We start from the raw sequence: 17,786 nt of genomic DNA, 5'->3' as shown, positions 1-17,786 counted from the left end.
CGCTCATTGTTCTACGTTGTTTTCAATAAAAAAGGATGCATAAGCATCCTTTTTTATTCGATAGGTTTTATCAAAAAACTTATCTTCCGCCTCGCGCAGTATAAACTGCCATTGCAGCAGGTAAATTCTTTTTCATTGCATTGATACGATTAACATCAGATGGATGTGTTGACAGTAATGCAGAACCTTTTCCTCCACCCTGTTTCGCCATTTTTTCCCACAAGCTAATTGCTGCTTGAGGATTATAGCCAGCTTTTGCCATCATCATTAAGCCGCCCTCATCTGCACGGCTCTCTAAACTACGTGAGTATGGTAAACCCACTCCAACTTGGCTTCCCAAATCGAGAGCAGCATTACCTAATTCACCAATTTGGCTACCTGCATACGATTTACCAATTCCTACTGCAAGATTGGTCAACGCTTGCGCACCTAATTTTTGTTTAGAATGTTCTTCTAAAGCATGGGTCATTTCATGTCCCATTACTGCAGCAACTTCAGCTTCAGATAGATTGAGTCGATTTACAATCCCTGTGTAAAAAACTACTTTACCACCGGGTGCGACATAAGCATTGATTTCGTCTGACTTAAGAACAGCCAACTGCCAATCAAATCTTTGACCCGTTTGGTTCATTTGATCTGCAAAAGGTTTTAATCGGATAAATGCTGCGTTCACTTTTTTATAAGTTGCAGAAGTTGTATCTAGAGTCTTATTCAAACGTGCTTCTTGCACCGTTTTATTAAAGCCTTGTGTTGCGTTTAAATTAAGCGTTGCAGAATCAGCACCTGCCATATCCGCAATAGTTGAGCACCCTGAAATTGAAATGGCAGTCGCCGCACAAAGACTAAGCATTAATTTATTGTTCATTATAATCAACTCCATGGAGAACAATGAAAAGCACTGTGGATTATATGCAAATGTTACATAAGGTTAAATCAATAAGATCCATTAATTCATATTAATTATGTAAGTGAAATTTTACAAAAATTGAATCGCCAACCAATAGATGAGACAAATCACATTAAGCATCAAATATATGTTTTTCAATGGAATAATTTTTGTCTCTAACAATTGGTCGTTTCTTTTGATAAATAAAAATGCATTTTGGATCAAAATAACAGGAACCAGCACACATGCAACCATTACACTCAGACCTAACAATGCATTATTGATAATATTCAGATCAGTGGTTTGAGCCTGAATAATCAGCATTGCAATCGTTGGAGCACCGCCCATTGCGAAAATCAGAGAGTAAAATATTGTGCTCGATATATTCTTTTGCATCCTACAAACTCAATGTGTTATATAAAAGGACATTTTAACAAGCTAAGCTTGAAAACCTAGCCTGATTGATATCGACTTTAGTCTTTTTTAGCTTTAAATAAAAAGCCCGATTTACATCGGGCTGAACACTCTGCGATCAAATTACTTTTTAACAACAGATTGATAGATTTGCTTTGCTTCAACCATGTTTTTGTTTAAATCTGATATACGGTCGTTATTTGATGGATGTGTTGAAGTGAACTTCTGTACACCATTATTACTGCCGCCATCAATCTTGTTCATTTTTTGCCAAACACTGATTGCCGCTTCAGGATTATAGCCAGCTTTCGCCATAAGCATTAATCCACCACGGTCAGCAGATGATTCTAAACTACGTGAATATGGCAGACCTACACCATATTTACTCCCGATGTCTAAAGCTTGAGTGCCGACTGAACCCAATTTATCGCCTGCATAGGTTTTGCCCATTTTCACAGCAAAGTCAGTAATTGCCGTTGCACCAGCACCACGTTTAGAATGCTCCTCTAAGGCATGGGTCATTTCATGTCCCATAATGGCAGCAATTTCAGCATCAGTCAGTTTCAATTGATTGACAATACCTGTAAAGAATACAACCTTACCGCCAGGCATTACAAATGCATTGAGTTCATTTGATTTAAGTACACTCAATTGCCAGTCAAATTTTTGACCAGTTTGATTTGCTTGATCAGCAAAAGGTTTCATCTTTAAGAAAACAGCATTGACTCGTTTATATGTTGCAGATGTTGTATCAAGTGCTTTTTGTGCCCTTGCATCATCTACAAGAAGTTTATAATCTGCTGCTGCATTGAGGTTTAGCGTCGCAGAATCATTACCCGTTAATTCAGCAACAGTTGTACAACCTGTTAAGCCTATAGCCAACCCTAATCCAAGTAATAGTTTCTTGTTAATCATTATTTTCACCAAATTTCATAGATCTTATTGCAAGCTTCAAAACGAAGCTCAGCTCTTAGCGGCTGAATTATGTTGTATTTTACAAAAAAAATCAAAATATAATCACACTTTATTTAAAACACCTAAAAACAATAACAATAAAAAAAGCTCCCGTAGGAGCTTTTTAAAGATTGAATCAATTAAGCATCAAATGGATGACGCATCACAATTGTTTCATCACGATCTGGACCCGTTGAAATGATGTCGATAGGACATTCAATCAACTGTTCAATACGTTTTACATAATTAATTGCGTTTTGTGGCAATTGATCCAATGATTTGGCACCAAACGTAGACTCAGACCAACCAGGCATAGTTTCATAAATTGGTTTTAATGTTTCAAATGCAAGCGCATCTGTAGAACCCACACAACCTGAATCTGCAGCTTCATAACCGATACAGATTTTCACTTCTTCCAAACCATCTAAAACATCAAGTTTAGTTAAGCAAATACCTGATAATGAGTTTACATCTACAGAACGACGTAAGATTTCAGCATCAAACCAACCACAACGACGCTGACGACCAGTCGACGCACCGAATTCTGAACCCACAGTACCCAAATGTTTACCAACTGCATCACCAACATCATTGGCAGCATCATAAACAAGCTCAGTTGGGAATGGACCTGCACCTACACGAGTTGTATAGGCTTTGGTAATTCCCAAAACATAGTCAAGATGCAATGGACCAAGACCTGAACCTGAACTTACCCCACCAGCGGTAGTATTCGATGAAGTTACATATGGGTATGTACCATGATCGACATCAAGAAGTGAGCCTTGCGCACCTTCAAACATGATGTTTGCACCATCTTTACGATAGTCATGCAATGTTGTAATCACATCTAAAACTAATGGCTTAACCACTTCGCGCCATTGATCACAAAGTGCCAATACATCTTCAACTTTAACTGCTTCAACACCGAAGAATTGAGTCAATTGGAAGTTATGATATTCAAGAAGCTCTTCAAGCTGTGCTTTAAGATGTTCGCCACCACGAACTAAATCCGCAACACGGATCGCACGACGGGCTACTTTATCTTCATAAGCAGGACCAATACCACGACCCGTTGTACCGATTTTGGCATTACCACGTTTCTTCTCACGCGCTTGATCAAGTGCAATATGGTGAGGAAGAATCAACGGACAGTTTGGAGAAATACGCAGACGTTCACGAACGGGTACGCCTTCTTTCTCAAGAATATCCATCTCTTTGATCAATGCTTCAGGTGAAAGTACAACACCATTGCCAATTAAGCAAAGTACGTTTTCACGTAAAATACCTGATGGAATGAGGTGAAGAACTGTTTTCTTACCACCAACGACGAGCGTATGCCCTGCGTTATGTCCGCCTTGATAACGTACTACCGCAGCTGCTTGATCTGTGAGCAGGTCAACGATTTTACCTTTACCTTCGTCGCCCCATTGGGTACCGAGTACCACAACACTTTTGCCCATAATAGCCTCATTACATCATGCTGTTAAAATAGAAAACCAAATCGAATGACATGAACATTCAATCTGATACTTAAATTGTTTCGATTTTCCACTCACCGGCAACATTCACCATCTGGTGGGTTGCATTTGGAACTGAGTTTAAATCGTCATTACCCAATAACTGAATTACACTTAAACCTTGTTGACGTGCTACGGCAATCGCATCCAGCAAAGTGGATTCGGTACCTTTCGGTGCAACTACTTTTTCAATCTGTTGACGTTGACCCGCACTTAAGGAATACAAGTCACAAGAAAAGCCTGTTGCAGGACGCGCACGTCCAAAGTGTTCACCAATACCATCATAACGACCACCTTGTGCCAACGGTGCAGCACGGTTTGGTGCATACACGGCATACATTAACCCAGTGTGGTAATGGTACGAACGAAGCTCTACAACATCGATACCAATATTGAGTTTTGGCCAACGTGCTTGAATTTCTGTATATGTTGTTTTAAGTACCTCAAAAGCATTTTTAAATGCTTCATCAGCAAAAATCTCTGCGCTAATATTCGCTTGCAATGCATCCAGATCACTTGCATAACGACCTAAAGCATAAAAATCAGAACCAAATTCTAAATCTTGAGTGAATTCAGCAAGTTCTGGTAGTGCTTTGCGCTGATACAAATCAGATAAATGGCTTTCTGTTGATTTGTTTAAACCCACATGTTTTACCAGACTTCTAAACAGTCCTACATGCCCTAAATCAAGATGGATACCATCAGCTAAACCCGCGGTATTAAGCAGATTGAGCATCACATCGATCATTTCAACGTCTGCGTCAATACTGTCTGAACCAAATAACTCTGCGCCTAACTGAAGTGGTGCACGCGTGGTATTAAAACCTTGTGGTTTAGTATGAAGTACAGTTCCTGCATAGCAGTAACGCGCCACACCTTGTACTTGATGTACATGGGCATCAATACGAGCCACTTGTGGTGTCATATCGGCACGCACACCAAGTAAACGACCTGAAAGTTGGTCGATGACTTTAAAAGTGGCTAAGTCTAAATCTTGATTCGATTCGGAGAGAGAAGAAAGAGATTCGATGTATTCGATGAATGGCGTATACACCAGCTGATAACCTCGTGATGCGAGGAAATCTAAAGCTTCACGGCGCAATTTTTCAATTACTTGCGCTTGCTCTGGTAATACATCAGCTACACCATCAGGTAATAACCATGTCTCTGAAATGGGCATGTTGTAAACCTAAATCCTGTCAGCGCGGAAGTAATCCGCATAAAAAAATCGGGAACACACCCGATTTCTCTTATTTTAGCACGATCATCTGCGCCATGCATTAATAAAATAACTTTTGATGCCTAGATAATTTGACCACTTATGCATAATTTAGGCAAAAAACTATCTATTACACATTACCCCACTTCAATTCTTTGTATTTATTTAACTTTTCACACAAGTGTTGATTGCTATTTGCGTTGTTGAAAATATAATTTATTCGTTTAGAAAAACAGCATCTATTTAAAGCAACTGAAATACTAAAAACTGGGGAAGTATGGAACTACATAGCAACTTATATTACACGCATCCAAATACGGAAATCATGCAAAAGCTAGGCCGTTTATTTCAAGAGCATCGCGGTGAACAAGACAAATTTATTGCTGTTGCAGTTGAGCTCAATTCACAATTGGGGCAAGAACTTGCAGAAGATCTTTTAAATACAGTTGACAATATTGAGTTTGATTTGGGTCCTGAATCATTACACACTATTGCAGGCTATTCAGTTGCCCATTTTGTGCATGGTTCTTCGGGTGATGAGTTTATCGAAGCAATCCTACTTTTCTTAAAAGCATTACTCCCTGAAATTCACACTCTGGCTTGGGGTTCTGGGGATGATGACCCGTGGGAATTCTGGTTTAAATTTGAAGGCGATGAGTTGATTCGTGAAGATGATGAACCTTTCAATGATCCTGAACAAGATGACGAAATAAAATCTTCCATTTATACATGGTGGCATACAGGTTTACCTGAAAAAATCAAAGAAGGTTTCTTAAACCAAGAATAAATTTTTATTCAGATTTAAAGGGAAGTACAAAATCGAATCGCTGTACTTCCCTGTTATTTTGACTCTTTCAGCTATTTTAAATAGTCCTCGATACTGACTACTTGTGAAAACATTTGAAAGGCTGACAAACAGGCTGTTTGTACATCTTCTGCTTCAACTGTTCTGCCTGAATAGCTCAATTGACGCGTCGCTGTAGCGTCTGCAATGATCGTCGGTTGATAAGCAAATTCTGCCGCTGCACGTGACGTCGCATCAACACACATATGCGTCATCATGCCACTAATCACCAATTTATCAACATTCAGTCGCTCTAATTCTGCTTTTAAAGTGGTTTGAAAAAAGCTATTGGGATAATGTTTTTCAATCACAATTGAATCGATCTTAACACGTAAACCCGAATGTAGTGCTACACCCTGCGTTCCTGCTTCAAAAAATGTAGCATTGGGTTGATTGGCAATATGCTGAATATAAATAATCGGCTGCTCACGCTTTATAAATAGATCTTCCAATCGATTGATATGTTTTAAAGCCTGTTCCGCACAGAACAACTCCATCTTCCCTTGAGGAAAATAATCGTTTTGTACATCTATCACTAATAATGCTGTTTGACTCATGGTGTTTCCCTAACCCTTGTGTTGATGTTTTTATAAGATTAATCAAAACAACTGGCGATTTGCAGTCACTCATGAAAGAATAATCGATTAGAAACTTTCAAACTGAAAATTTGTTCAATTCACTATGTTGCCAAATGACCCAATTGACCTCAAAATTTTAAAAATACTAAAAACTGATTCTCGGTTAAGCAATAAAGAGATCGGAAAATTAGTACACCGTACAGGCCAAGCTGTAGGAAGTCGCATTGCGCGAATGCAAGATGAAGGCACAATTCAGAAATATACGATTACGCTACAGAACCAATCAACACAATTTATACGTGTGATGATGCAGACTAATGAATTTGAACAGTTTGAAGCATTTATCGCTCAATTTGAGTCAATTGAAAGTTGCTATAAAGTCTGTGGTTCCGCTTGCTATATGCTGGTTGCGCATTTTGATAGTCATGCAATCAATCTATTTATCGAGCAACTCTCTGAATGGGGACAATATTCAGTAGATAGTGTCGTAAGAGCAATTGAAACTCAGCCTTAATTTTATATCCAAACCCATATCATGTAAGAATAACAAATGAAATCTTCAGAAAAAACATTACGCGAACATAGTAAATTTCTAAGTTTAGTACTTCGACATCAACCAGAAACCATTGCAATCCAACTCGATTCTGAAGGCTGGACGGATGTACACATCCTTTTACAGCAAATGATCAAACACAGAAGACCACTTAAACTCGTAGAGTTGATTGAGGTCGTTGAAAGCAGTGATAAAAAACGCTTCCAACTTTCACCTGATCAAAACAAAATCCGCGCAGTACAAGGTCACTCTAGTGCTCAGGTTCAACGTGAGTATGTTGCTATTACGCCACCCGATACACTTTTTCATGGAACAGCAACTCGCTTTGTCGACAGTATTTTAGAAAAAGGCTTAATTTCAGGTGAACGTCATCACGTACATTTATCTGCTGATTTAGTCACAGCCCAGAAAGTGGGACAACGACATGGCAAAGTCATCATTTTCATCCTAGACACCAAACAGATGCATCAAGATGGTTTCCAATTTTATTGTGCTGAAAATGGGGTTTGGTTGACTGAACAAGTGCCGATAAAATATTTAAAGTTATTCGAAAGCGAATCAAAAAAACTAATCCAGCGGTAAGGCTGTGGTCTGTTTAATCTTCTGTAAAGGGATTTCAGTTTTGACATTCTGGATCCCTGGAATTTTATTTAAATGATTAATTTGAAATTTACGATATGCCTCTAAATCAGAAACCACAATACGTAAGAAAAAATCACAATCTCCTGCCATAAGTTGACATTCAACAATTTCAGAAATATTCATAATGCTTTCGATAAATCGATTGACCGCTTGTTCATCCTGACTCTTTAACCAAATTCGTGCAAAGACTGTCAAACTAAGATCTACTTTGTGTGGATTGACCAATGCAACATATTGGTCAATGATCCCCTCATCCTCCAGTTGCTTTACTCGTCTTAAACAAGGTGAAGCGGATAAACCTATCTGTTCTGCCAATTCATTATTTTGTAGTTTTCCATTACGTTGTAATGCACACAGAATACGCCGATCTATCTGATCCAATTTCATAAAATTATTTCTAGTAGATAAAACCAAAAAATAACATATTCCAGCAATAATATTGCAAAAATTATTTTACAGGCAGCAATTTTAGCGAAATATAGCGAATCAATTGGCATAAAATAAAAATCATCTTGTTTTACCGACCATTGAGCGACTCATGTTAAGTTTTAAGAACGCTACGAATGAACTGACCTATTCAATTGAATTTAGAGAGTTTGTACGTGGGCTTAAAACCTCTATTCCAATGCTACTGGGTATTATCCCTTTTGCACTGGTTTTAGGAACGCAAGCAGCGCAAAAAGGATTTTCTGCCTTAGAAGTTCCATTGTTAACAGGACTCAATTTTGCTGGTGGTTCTGAGTTCGCCATTATTGAAGTCTGGACGCAGCCACCTCAATTGTTGTTTTTAATTCTGATCACTTTTCTGGTCAACAGCCGCCATATTTTAATGGGTGCAAGTTTAGCACCCTATATTCGACATTTGCCCAATCGCAAAGCCCTTCCATTATTATTTTTTATGTGTGATGAGAGTTGGGCCCTTAGCATTACGGATTCACACAAACAAAACCCTCGCAATCCCTATGCAGGATTTAGTGTGTTTTTTTATATCGGCCTTTGTTTTGCGTTATATGTCATGTGGGTGGCTTTTACTACTATGGGAATCGGCATTGGTTCTTTCCTTGGTGATGTCACAAAGTTTGGTTTTGACATGGCATTCCCCGCAGTTTTTCTAGTGCTTTTACGCGGAATGTGGAAAGGTTTTAAACCCGCTCTGCCTTGGTTGATTAGTCTGATCGCGGCCGCACTGGCCTATTATTATCTACCCAAAGGCTGGTATGTATTGATTGGTTCTATTTCAGGAATTATCGCTGCTTTTTTACTGATTGGAGATGAAGAATGATTCATATGACGACATTCATCGCCATTGTTTGTGTGGGATTAACAACCTATTTAACTCGAATCTTAGGTTATTTGCTGTTAAAAAATAAACACCTCAGCAAAAGAACCACGCGAATTTTACAGGTGATCCCCGGCTGCGTTTTGATATCAGTGATTGCACCCTACTTTGTTACGGATCAACCAGCCAACTTGATTGCAATTATCCTCACACTGTTCGCAGCTTGTTATTTTTCATTATTACCCACTGTACTGATCAGTATCATTGCAACAGGGATCTTGAGATACTTTATGCTTTAAACGTTCTCAATAGCCTTTCACTCTTGACTTGATGCAATTCAAAACCTCAATTAAGGTTTTGAATTTTGCTGTAATATTTTAATTAATTCAGTGTTTTGAAACTCAACTTGAGTCAAACGTGTTGAGGTATTGTCTAAAACTTCCTGCTGTACATGCATTTTTTTAGCCAAATCTTGCATAATTTGTAAGGTCTGTTTGAGATGTTGCTCTTGTGCATGGATCTGTTGCTCATGATTCTGCACATGCTTAAGCCATTCAAGGTTTTCTTTCTTTAACTTTCCCATTTGCCAAATCACAAACATCATGGCCAGATAAAGAATCACAATAACCAAATATATGAAAAACATCATTCCCCCCCAACAAAACATGTCAATCTTCGTCTTGATTAAACTCAAGTCATTAAAGTTATTTTTAAGTGATAAATATTAGATTAATAAAATGATTCACACAAATCTAACAAGCGATTTGCATAGCCCCATTCGTTATCATACCAAGCAAACACTTTCGCCTGTTGACCCACGACCATAGTTTGAGTCAGATCAACAATCAGTGAATAAGGTGAATGATTAAAGTCACTTGAAACCAATTGCTCATCTGTAACAGACATAATCTCAGCATAATCATATTTTGCTGCTTGAATTAAGGTTTGGTTAATTAAATGAGCTGTTACAGGCGCTTTAGCAATAAATGTTAAATCAATGGCGGCAACATTAATTGTTGGTACACGGATTGAAAAACCATCAATACGGTTTTCCATTTTGGGCATGACTTGTTTTAATGCACCCAAAGCAGAAGATGTAGTTGGAATAATATTTTGTCCTGAGGCACGTGCGCGGCGTAAATCTCGATGTGCATGATCCAGTACAGATTGATCTGCTGTGACCGCATGAATTTCAGTCATTAATGCGCTGTCAATTCCAAATGCATCATCAATAATTTTGACCAAAGGGACTAAAGCTTGTGTGGTACATGACACACCCGAAATAATTTGATCACTAGCTTTAACATCATGATGATTTACCCCATAAACAATGGCAGCATCAACAGTATCAAAAGGTGCAGCACCGATAATGACGCGTTTTGCACCAGCTGTTATATGTTGTGTTGCAGCGGCTCTTGAACGAAACAGCCCTGTACATTCTAAAACAACATCAATGTTAAGCGCTTCCCAAGGCAATAATTCAGGATTGGCTTGTCTTAAAATTTGAACTTTCTGTTTAATTTGCCATGCGTCAATCAACATATAAAGCTGTCCATTTTCTTGAACGATATTCACCGCACCGTCAAAGCGACCATGTGTAGTATCATATTTAAATAAATGAACCAGCGTTTCAACATCTGCAATATCGTTAATGGCAACAATTTCAAAATGGAAGTTTTTCGGATTTTCAAACCAAGCGCGTAATACATTCCGTCCAATTCGCCCGAATCCGTTTATTGCCACACGTTGCATCAGTTGTCCTTTTACAGCCAAATTACCATAATCAGTTATATGGTATAAGATTTATGATCACTACTGTTAATATATAGCTGACTTTAGCAAGAAAAAATTCGAAAACAATAGAATTTAAAACATCATTGGATAAAAAAATGTATTCATCTTTGCTCACAATGACATTTATGCGGCGCCTATTTTATTTTTGCTGTATTGCGATATGTATTTTTATATTTCTTCCTTTCAGTTATGCCCAACAGAAGAATATTCAAAATAATTATTCACGATGCAGCGAAACACAGACTCTGCAATTGATTGATAAACTTAAATTGATTTCCCCTGAACAGAGAGATACACGCTATCCAACATTTGAGCGCTGTATAAAGCTGAATCAAAATCGGCAATTGATCGCAATTAGTCAACCACTTCATATGCCGTCTGGGTATGCAGATTACGACTTAAATCTTTATTTGATTGACAACGCATCTGAAAAAATTCTAAATCACTATCATTATCCCATGAAGATTTCTTCAGATAACCATCAGTTTGAAAATTTAAAATTTGATATCAATCCTTACTCTAAAACTCCCCATACTCATGTTATTGGATTGGCCTTAACCTATGGGCATTTAGGTAGAATTGACTATACAATAAGTGAAATAAAGTTATTCAAAATCAGCAATCAACAAATGCAATTGGTTTTAGATAAATTTATGACGAATTACTCAGCTGGCGAAAGACCGTCTCTATGTGAAAATAATGCACAAACTGAGACTCAAATTTTACTTCACCCCTTAAAACAGAACAGTCATGGTTTAGCAGATATTCAATTAACGGAAAAAACAGAGCGTATAACACTTAACGAAAAAAACTGTAGTACCCAGCGTATTGTCAAAAAGCAACGCCATATCATGAAATTTGATGGGAAAAAATATCATTTTGAACATCTTAATTTTTTAGACTTTGGAATTTAATTGTATTTTGAACTTTTTAGAGATGAGCGCATGAAAACATTACAAATTGTATTGAACGCTGCACTGCTTTTGATTACTGGAAATAGTTTTGCAGCACCTTATCAAGCTTGTTCAGAACAATTACAAGATTCTTTAATTCAAAAATTTAAACTAACCAACCCAAGTTTTGCAAAGACTGAAGCTAAAACATATAAAAGCTGTATCAATTTGGACAGTACACAAAGAATTCAATTGGTTGCCATTAGCCAACCGATTAATTATAAATCTTATGATGATATGGAGCATGATCTAAATTTATATTTAATTGACTCTTCTCAGCATAAAATTCTGCAAAAGTATAAAGCCCCAGAAACTTTTTATTCAGATGCAGATCATTATGATGGAGCAAAACTCCACAACACAAGATTTTCAACCTTGCCCAATACAGATGTGATCGGCTTAGAGACCTCATCCTCACATGAAGGTGGTTTTACCTATAGCCATAATAATCTTGCTTTATTTAAAGTTAATCCTCGCCAACCAATTAAACAAGTTTTTGCGGGTATTGGAACAAATGATAGTGGCTATGAAAGAATTGGAAATTGTATAGGAAATAATACCAGTTCAGATGTAAGACGTATTTTAGTGCTTTCCAACAAAACCACACATGGTTTACAAGATATTGTATTAAAAGAAATCAAAGACCAAACGAAAACCAACTATCAGACATGCAAATCTGTAAAAAAACAATATAAACAACAACAGACCATTAAATTTAATGGTCAAGAATATAAATTACAGCATAATGATCTACTGGAAATTGACCCTTTTTAAGCAAGCTTAAATACGATAATGGTAAAGTGGCTAAGTTTTAAATTTATACAACCAAAATTTACTCCAGACGAAAGTTGAAAATGTATAGAAATACCAATAATTCACCTTAAAATCATTGGTGGACATTACATTTTCCGTTATACTTTGGCGTTTTTAAAAATAAGCCCGTGTGGTGACTGAGCGCAAAAATCAGACTCAGCAACGCACTTTTAGCCAATACGAAAATTAAGGAGTGACTTGGTTGTGAGTACTCGTTTTATGACAACTGCTGAAATACGTGAAGCATTTTTGCGCTACTTTGAATCGCAAGGACATACACGTGTCGCGTCAAGTTCACTTGTACCTGCCAATGACCCTACTCTGCTTTTTACCAACGCAGGGATGAACCAGTTTAAGGACTGTTTCCTTGGATTAGAAAAACGTGACTATGTTCGCGCAACGACGTCGCAAAAATGTGTCCGTGCAGGCGGTAAGCACAACGACTTAGATAATGTCGGTTATACAGCACGTCACCATACATTCTTTGAAATGTTAGGTAACTTCTCTTTTGGTGATTACTTTAAGCGTGACGCGATTCGTTTCGCTTGGGATTTCCTTACGGGTGAAGAATGGTTGGCACTACCTAAAGATAAATTATATGCCACTGTTTATCATACAGATGATGAAGCTTTTGACATTTGGAACAAGGAAATTGGCTTAGCTGCAGATCGTATTATCCGTATTGGTGACAATAAAGGCGAAAAATACGCTTCTGATAACTTTTGGGCAATGGGTGATACTGGTCCGTGTGGTCCTTGTTCTGAAATTTTCTTTGACCATGGCGATCATATTTGGGGTGGCTTACCGGGTACACCTGAGGAAGATGGTGACCGTTTCATTGAAATCTGGAACAACGTTTTCATGCAGTTTAACCGTACTGCTGATGGCGTACTGCATAATCTTCCTGCACCATCTGTAGATACAGGCATGGGCTTGGAACGTATTTCTGCTGTTTTACAGCATGTCAATTCAAACTATGAAATTGACCTGTTCCAAAATTTATTAAAATCTGCTGCTGAAATTATTGGTGTTGATACATCTGAAGCGGTTGCAACTGCACAAGCAAACAATAAACCAATTGAATACCCTGCTTCACTTAAAGTAGTTGCAGACCATGCCCGTTCATGTTGCTTCCTGATCGCAGATGGCGTTAATCCTTCAAATGAAGGTCGTGGTTATGTATTGCGTCGTATTATCCGTCGTGCAGTACGTCACGGTAATAAAATGGGCGCAACGGGTACATTCTTCTACAAAATGTTACAACCATTAATCGATGCCATGGGCACTGCTTATCCTGAGCTTGAACAACGTCGTAATGTGATTGAAGCTGCTTTGGTTCGTGAAGAGGAATTATTTGCGAAAACGCTTGAACAAGGATTAAAACTGCTTGAAGGTGAATTAGCCAATCTTAAGGGTAAAACCATTCCAGGCGAAACAGTCTTTAAACTTTACGACACTTATGGCTTCCCTGCTGATTTAACTGCAGATATCGCACGTGAACGCGAACTGGAAATTGACGAAGCGGGTTTTGAAGTTGAAATGGCAGCACAACGCCAACGTGCACGTGATGCAGGCAAGTTTGCTGTTGACTATAATAGTATTGTGAAAGTAGATAGCGATACTCAATTTGATGGCTATGAAGCAACTCAAGGTCAAGGTCAAATTATTGCGATCTACAAAGATGGCGTACAAGTTGATGAAATTGCTGAAGGCGACGAAGCACTGATCGTATTGAACCAAACACCATTCTATGCAGAAAGCGGTGGTCAAATTGGTGATACAGGTGTGTTCAAAAACGATACGGGTATTTTTGAAGTTCAAGATACTAAAAAATCTGGCGGCGCGTTTGTCCACCAAGGCATCGTGACAATGGGAAGCTTAAAAGCGACTCAAAATGTTGAAGCAATTGTAAAAGCCGATCTTCGTGAAGCTACTGCACGCAACCACTCTGCAACTCACCTTTTACATGCCGCTTTACGTCAAGTATTGGGCGAGCACGTACAACAAAAAGGTTCGTTGGTCGCTTCTGACATTTTACGTTTTGATTTTGCCAATGACCAACCTGTGACATTTGAACAAATTCAACAGGTTGAACGTATTGTAAACCGTGAAGTGATTGCAAACACCGCCGTTTCTACTGAACTTTTAGACATCGATGCCGCTAAAGAAAAAGGCGCAATGATGTTGTTCGGTGAAAAATATGGTGATGAAGTTCGTGTACTTTCTATGGGCTCAATCAAAGATGAGAAAAATTTCTCTATCGAACTTTGTGGTGGTATCCATGTTAAACGCACTGGCGATATTGGTCTGTTTAAAATCACCTCTGAAAGTGGTGTTGCAGCAGGTGTTCGTCGTATTGAAGCTGTCACAGGTACCAAAGCGCTTGAAATTGTTCAAAAATTTGATGCAGACATTTTGCATATCAATGACTTATTAAAAGCACAGAAAGATCAAACAGTTGAAAAAGTTCAATCAACTCTAGAAACAGCACATCAATTGCAAAAACATATCGAGCAATTGAATCAAAAATTGGCGAACTTCCAAGCCTCTGATTTAATCAATCAAGTGACAGAGATTTCAGGTCGCCAAACACTTATTGCCACAGTTCAAGGACAAGATGCGAAGTCTGTTCGTCATCTTCATGACAGTGTCAAATCAAAATTAGATAATGCAGTGATTGTGCTTGCAGCTGTAGAGGGTGAAAAAGTTAGCCTTATCGCTTCTGTAGCTAAAGATTTTACTGCAAATCTAAAAGCGGGTGACATCATCAAACACTTAGCTACTGAGTTGGGTGGTAAAGGTGGTGGTAAACCTGACTTAGCACAAGGTGGCGCGCCACTAAACGAGAAGTTTGAACAAGTAATGGCAGATTTAACTGCTTGGCTTGCTCAAAAATAATACTTCACCTTTTGTGTAACTGACCCTAATGCCGATTAGGGTCATGGCTTATATGGAACAACTATGGCATTAATCGTTCAAAAGGATTAGTGCCATTCAGCCACACCAAGACATACTAAGACAAAAATTATAATAAAGCCCTTATTCTTCAATATATCCCTCAAATTTCATATAGACACACTAGGACATATTAGGACACAATGAGTCTCTATAATTATGTACACATGCGTGTACATAATCATGAATTTTATTAGTCTTTTAAAATTATGTACACAGGTGGTCTATGGCTTTAACTGAGGCATGGCTTAAAGCCAATAATGGTAAGGCACGAGATAAAGTCGAAGAAGTAGCAGATAGAGATTCTATGAGTGTTAGAGTTTCTGCTAAAGGCAAAATAGTATTTCAATTGCGCTATAGATTTGCTGGTAAAGCCGAAAGGTTAGATCTAGGGACCTACCCTCACCTATCACTAAAAGATGCTCGATTCAAATCTAGTGAAATGCGTTCACTACTTGATAAAGGTCAAAATCCAAAAATTGAAATACGTGTGCAACAGCAAAAATATATTGATGCAACAACTTTAAAAGAAGTGTTTACAGATTGGTATGAAAGTTATTGCCTTAAAAAGAAAACTTCAGCTGCAGATATTAAGACCTCGTTCGAGTTACATGTATTTCCTGAAATCGGCGATCTTCCTATTGACCGAATTACATTACAACAATGGCTTGCGATTTTAGAGGAATTAGCAGAAGAAAAACCCTCGATTGCGGAAAGAGTGCTCACCAATGCCAAACAAGTTTTAAAATGGGCTAAGAAGCGTGAATTGCTTGATGTGAATGCCCTATCAGATATTTATGCAAAAGAAGATTTAGGAATAGAAAAAAATAGAGTCAATCGGATTCTAACCGATGAAGAAATATCTATGGTTCTAATGGCCATTGAAGAGTCGAAGATCCTTCCTAAAAATAAAATATTCCTTAAGCTATGCTTGATGTTTGGTTGCCGTAATGGTGAGTTAAGAAAGGCTAAGAAAAGTGATTTTGATTTAAAACGTAAAGTTTGGATCGTTCCAGTAGCAAATAATAAAGTAGGTAAAAAAACAGGGCGTGAAATAGTCCGACCGATTCTCCCCGAAATGGAAGATTTAATCATAGAGGCAATGGAACATAATAATAGTGAGTTTTTTATAACTAATGATAATGCAGATACACCAATGGGAAATGGTGCATCAATTGCCTTGCCAGCCAATATTATGGAGAGATTACGCAGACATCATGATTATCACATGAAACATTGGACATTGCATGATCTACGCCGAACAGCACGTACAAACTTTAGTGCCTATACTTCACGTGATGTTGCTGAACTGATGATTGGTCATGTAATGCCAGGTGAGCAAGGTACTTATGATTATTATGAATATATTCCTCAACAAACAGAGGCATATAATAAATGGATTGAAAAACTTAAATCACTCTCTGAATGAATGAGAATTAACATATGAAAGATTGGTCCTACTTAAAAAAAGTCTTGTCTATTAAAGATTCATTTAAAAGTAAATTTAAAGATTTTGCAAAGAATCACCTTTTAATATTTGCATTTGGTTTTTTAGGTTTACTTATATTAATTGGTACAATAATTATTAATATATTTTGGGGGGGAGATGTTTTTTTAGATGTTGCTAATGATAACAACATTATTAAAGACTATATGTCTATTTACCTTTCAATGCTAGGAGTCGTCGCAACGTTATATGCTAGCTTTGTTGTAATTTATGCATATGATGCTTGGAAAGATCAAAAAAACTTTGATACAGATGCAGAACTCTTGAAGCAATGCGATGAAAATCTTTGTCGTTTTAAAAATGATATAGATAGAATTTGCAATAAAATTATTAACATACATGATGTATATCATAAAAATAAAGAATTCTATATTGCTCATTCTTTATATAGAAAACCTTTAGATACTGAAAATAAATACCTAGAAGATTTTATTATTCATCTACAAAGATACCTTGACTATAATAAGCATGAGATAAGGCTTAAGTCTCTACTAAATGAATATGGTATTTTGGGTTATGAGTTCTTAAATCTTAATAAAGATTTTACGAATCATGTTTACCAGCCAATCTATAATGAATTAAAAACTATCACTAGTGTCAGTTGGACTGATTCAACCCTAATGATCTCTTGCCAATCTAAAGATGATCAAAAAGAAAATTCAGTTAGAAATTATTATGGCGTGTTAATTAATTTTTATAATAATGCTGGTGTGCTTGAAGAGCTGGATAAAACAACTGGTCAATATATTTCTAAGTTTTCAAATTACAGAGAACTTTATAATTTAATGGATGATTATTATAAGGAAATAAATAAGATAATAAAAAAAAGGATGAGGGCTTAACTTTTTATTAGAAAAATATTTAAATGTTATACACAC

Annotated in this window: 19 protein-coding genes; 10 read left to right on the top strand and 9 right to left on the bottom strand. The window is 37.3% G+C overall.

All coding sequences use genetic code 11. From position 1 onward, the window contains the following. Window positions 1–79: 79 nt before the first annotated feature. The 5 genes from AC4CUY_RS08120 to AC4CUY_RS08100 form a co-directional block, all read right to left on the bottom strand. On the bottom strand, window positions 80–865 hold the full coding sequence (locus AC4CUY_RS08120; protein WP_336953123.1) for a M48 family metallopeptidase: 786 nt from the start codon (window positions 863–865) through the stop codon (window positions 80–82). Between the two features lie 111 nt (window positions 866–976). Next, window positions 977–1,282, bottom strand: coding sequence for a hypothetical protein (locus AC4CUY_RS08115; RefSeq protein ID WP_336953124.1), 306 nt, complete (start codon window positions 1,280–1,282; stop codon window positions 977–979). Window positions 1,283–1,423: 141 nt separating this feature from the next. Continuing rightward, complete coding sequence (locus AC4CUY_RS08110; RefSeq protein ID WP_336953126.1) at window positions 1,424–2,215, bottom strand: M48 family metallopeptidase; 792 nt, start codon at window positions 2,213–2,215, stop codon at window positions 1,424–1,426. Window positions 2,216–2,394: 179 nt separating this feature from the next. Next, window positions 2,395–3,714, bottom strand: coding sequence for an adenylosuccinate synthase (locus AC4CUY_RS08105; RefSeq protein WP_004721148.1), 1,320 nt, complete (start codon window positions 3,712–3,714; stop codon window positions 2,395–2,397). A gap of 70 nt (window positions 3,715–3,784) precedes the next feature. Beyond that, window positions 3,785–4,951 carry an ATP phosphoribosyltransferase regulatory subunit gene (locus AC4CUY_RS08100; RefSeq protein ID WP_004820956.1) on the bottom strand — a complete coding sequence of 389 codons (1,167 nt, stop codon included), beginning with the start codon at window positions 4,949–4,951 and terminating at the stop codon, window positions 3,785–3,787. Window positions 4,952–5,267: 316 nt separating this feature from the next. Between AC4CUY_RS08100 and AC4CUY_RS08095 the strand changes: the two genes are divergently transcribed. Further along, window positions 5,268–5,777, top strand: coding sequence for a hypothetical protein (locus AC4CUY_RS08095; RefSeq protein ID WP_490773961.1), 510 nt, complete (start codon window positions 5,268–5,270; stop codon window positions 5,775–5,777). 71 nt (window positions 5,778–5,848) lie between these two features. On the opposite strand, the gene AC4CUY_RS08090 is transcribed toward AC4CUY_RS08095, so the two are convergent. Then, window positions 5,849–6,391, bottom strand: coding sequence for a cysteine hydrolase family protein (locus tag AC4CUY_RS08090; RefSeq protein WP_336953131.1), 543 nt, complete (start codon window positions 6,389–6,391; stop codon window positions 5,849–5,851). Window positions 6,392–6,515: 124 nt separating this feature from the next. On the opposite strand from AC4CUY_RS08090, the gene AC4CUY_RS08085 reads away from it, so the two are divergent. Both AC4CUY_RS08085 and AC4CUY_RS08080 read left to right on the top strand, forming a co-directional pair. Further along, complete coding sequence (locus AC4CUY_RS08085; RefSeq protein ID WP_234623015.1) at window positions 6,516–6,926, top strand: Lrp/AsnC family transcriptional regulator; 411 nt, start codon at window positions 6,516–6,518, stop codon at window positions 6,924–6,926. A 36-nt stretch (window positions 6,927–6,962) separates the two neighbouring features. Next, complete coding sequence (locus AC4CUY_RS08080; RefSeq protein WP_105712858.1) at window positions 6,963–7,547, top strand: RNA 2'-phosphotransferase; 585 nt, start codon at window positions 6,963–6,965, stop codon at window positions 7,545–7,547. On the opposite strand, the gene AC4CUY_RS08075 is transcribed toward AC4CUY_RS08080, so the two are convergent. Next, window positions 7,533–7,988 carry an Lrp/AsnC family transcriptional regulator gene (locus tag AC4CUY_RS08075; protein ID WP_034614550.1) on the bottom strand — a complete coding sequence of 152 codons (456 nt, stop codon included), beginning with the start codon at window positions 7,986–7,988 and terminating at the stop codon, window positions 7,533–7,535. The two genes, AC4CUY_RS08080 and AC4CUY_RS08075, sit on opposite strands and share 15 nt — an antisense overlap. Window positions 7,989–8,145: 157 nt before the next feature. Here AC4CUY_RS08075 and AC4CUY_RS08070 point away from each other — a divergent pair, with 157 nt between their 5' ends. After that, window positions 8,146–8,889: an AzlC family ABC transporter permease gene (locus AC4CUY_RS08070; RefSeq protein ID WP_490773960.1), complete on the top strand. Its 744-nt coding sequence runs from the start codon at window positions 8,146–8,148 to the stop codon at window positions 8,887–8,889. Further along, entirely contained in the window at window positions 8,886–9,185 is a 300-nt protein-coding gene (locus AC4CUY_RS08065; RefSeq protein ID WP_419820527.1) for an AzlD family protein, read from the top strand. Before AC4CUY_RS08070 ends, AC4CUY_RS08065 begins: the two co-directional genes overlap by 4 nt. Before the next feature lie 50 nt (window positions 9,186–9,235). Here AC4CUY_RS08065 and AC4CUY_RS08060 read toward each other — a convergent pair whose 3' ends face one another. Further along, entirely contained in the window at window positions 9,236–9,532 is a 297-nt protein-coding gene (locus AC4CUY_RS08060) for a hypothetical protein (protein ID WP_419820720.1), read from the bottom strand. 83 nt (window positions 9,533–9,615) lie between these two features. Further along, the gene (locus AC4CUY_RS08055) at window positions 9,616–10,638 is read right to left on the bottom strand and encodes a type I glyceraldehyde-3-phosphate dehydrogenase (RefSeq protein WP_490773959.1); all 1,023 of its coding nucleotides are present in this window, start codon (window positions 10,636–10,638) and stop codon (window positions 9,616–9,618) included. Between the two features lie 137 nt (window positions 10,639–10,775). Between AC4CUY_RS08055 and AC4CUY_RS08050 the strand changes: the two genes are divergently transcribed. The 5 genes from AC4CUY_RS08050 to AC4CUY_RS08030 all read left to right on the top strand — a co-directional run bounded on the left by AC4CUY_RS08050 (window position 10,776) and on the right by AC4CUY_RS08030 (window position 17,750). Further along, window positions 10,776–11,594 carry a PA3715 family protein gene (locus AC4CUY_RS08050; RefSeq protein ID WP_490773958.1) on the top strand — a complete coding sequence of 273 codons (819 nt, stop codon included), beginning with the start codon at window positions 10,776–10,778 and terminating at the stop codon, window positions 11,592–11,594. A 30-nt stretch (window positions 11,595–11,624) separates the two neighbouring features. Next, window positions 11,625–12,407, top strand: a complete 783-nt coding sequence (locus AC4CUY_RS08045; RefSeq protein ID WP_490773957.1) for a PA3715 family protein — start codon at window positions 11,625–11,627, stop codon at window positions 12,405–12,407. A gap of 243 nt (window positions 12,408–12,650) precedes the next feature. Next, the gene (alaS, locus tag AC4CUY_RS08040; RefSeq protein ID WP_336953141.1) at window positions 12,651–15,344 is read left to right on the top strand and encodes an alanine--tRNA ligase; all 2,694 of its coding nucleotides are present in this window, start codon (window positions 12,651–12,653) and stop codon (window positions 15,342–15,344) included. A 283-nt stretch (window positions 15,345–15,627) separates the two neighbouring features. Continuing rightward, window positions 15,628–16,830 carry a tyrosine-type recombinase/integrase gene (locus tag AC4CUY_RS08035; RefSeq protein ID WP_490773956.1) on the top strand — a complete coding sequence of 401 codons (1,203 nt, stop codon included), beginning with the start codon at window positions 15,628–15,630 and terminating at the stop codon, window positions 16,828–16,830. A gap of 14 nt (window positions 16,831–16,844) precedes the next feature. Continuing rightward, the gene (locus tag AC4CUY_RS08030; RefSeq protein ID WP_490773955.1) at window positions 16,845–17,750 is read left to right on the top strand and encodes a hypothetical protein; all 906 of its coding nucleotides are present in this window, start codon (window positions 16,845–16,847) and stop codon (window positions 17,748–17,750) included. Window positions 17,751–17,786: the final 36 nt, after the last annotated feature.

This window comes from Acinetobacter sp. 778_lipA (assembly GCF_058242985.1).
This window is presented reverse-complemented; position numbering and strand designations above follow the sequence as displayed.

Excerpts from the sequence above, each read along its gene's own strand:
- AC4CUY_RS08045 (WP_490773957.1), top strand. The coding sequence starts at position 11,625 with ATGAAAACATTACAAATTGTATTGAACGCTGCACTGCTTTTGATTACT.
- AC4CUY_RS08055 (WP_490773959.1), bottom strand. The coding sequence starts at position 10,638 with ATGCAACGTGTGGCAATAAACGGATTCGGGCGAATTGGACGGAATGTA.
- AC4CUY_RS08090 (WP_336953131.1), bottom strand. The coding sequence starts at position 6,391 with ATGAGTCAAACAGCATTATTAGTGATAGATGTACAAAACGATTATTTT.
- AC4CUY_RS08085 (WP_234623015.1), top strand. The coding sequence starts at position 6,516 with ATGTTGCCAAATGACCCAATTGACCTCAAAATTTTAAAAATACTAAAA.
- AC4CUY_RS08115 (WP_336953124.1), bottom strand. The coding sequence starts at position 1,282 with ATGCAAAAGAATATATCGAGCACAATATTTTACTCTCTGATTTTCGCA.
- AC4CUY_RS08095 (WP_490773961.1), top strand. The coding sequence starts at position 5,268 with ATGGAACTACATAGCAACTTATATTACACGCATCCAAATACGGAAATC.
- AC4CUY_RS08100 (WP_004820956.1), bottom strand. The coding sequence starts at position 4,951 with ATGCCCATTTCAGAGACATGGTTATTACCTGATGGTGTAGCTGATGTA.
- AC4CUY_RS08110 (WP_336953126.1), bottom strand. The coding sequence starts at position 2,215 with ATGATTAACAAGAAACTATTACTTGGATTAGGGTTGGCTATAGGCTTA.
- AC4CUY_RS08050 (WP_490773958.1), top strand. The coding sequence starts at position 10,776 with ATGTATTCATCTTTGCTCACAATGACATTTATGCGGCGCCTATTTTAT.
- AC4CUY_RS08030 (WP_490773955.1), top strand. The coding sequence starts at position 16,845 with ATGAAAGATTGGTCCTACTTAAAAAAAGTCTTGTCTATTAAAGATTCA.
- AC4CUY_RS08070 (WP_490773960.1), top strand. The coding sequence starts at position 8,146 with ATGTTAAGTTTTAAGAACGCTACGAATGAACTGACCTATTCAATTGAA.
- AC4CUY_RS08060 (WP_419820720.1), bottom strand. The coding sequence starts at position 9,532 with ATGTTTTTCATATATTTGGTTATTGTGATTCTTTATCTGGCCATGATG.
- AC4CUY_RS08120 (WP_336953123.1), bottom strand. The coding sequence starts at position 865 with ATGAACAATAAATTAATGCTTAGTCTTTGTGCGGCGACTGCCATTTCA.
- AC4CUY_RS08065 (WP_419820527.1), top strand. The coding sequence starts at position 8,886 with ATGATTCATATGACGACATTCATCGCCATTGTTTGTGTGGGATTAACA.
- AC4CUY_RS08035 (WP_490773956.1), top strand. The coding sequence starts at position 15,628 with ATGGCTTTAACTGAGGCATGGCTTAAAGCCAATAATGGTAAGGCACGA.
- AC4CUY_RS08105 (WP_004721148.1), bottom strand. The coding sequence starts at position 3,714 with ATGGGCAAAAGTGTTGTGGTACTCGGTACCCAATGGGGCGACGAAGGT.
- AC4CUY_RS08080 (WP_105712858.1), top strand. The coding sequence starts at position 6,963 with ATGAAATCTTCAGAAAAAACATTACGCGAACATAGTAAATTTCTAAGT.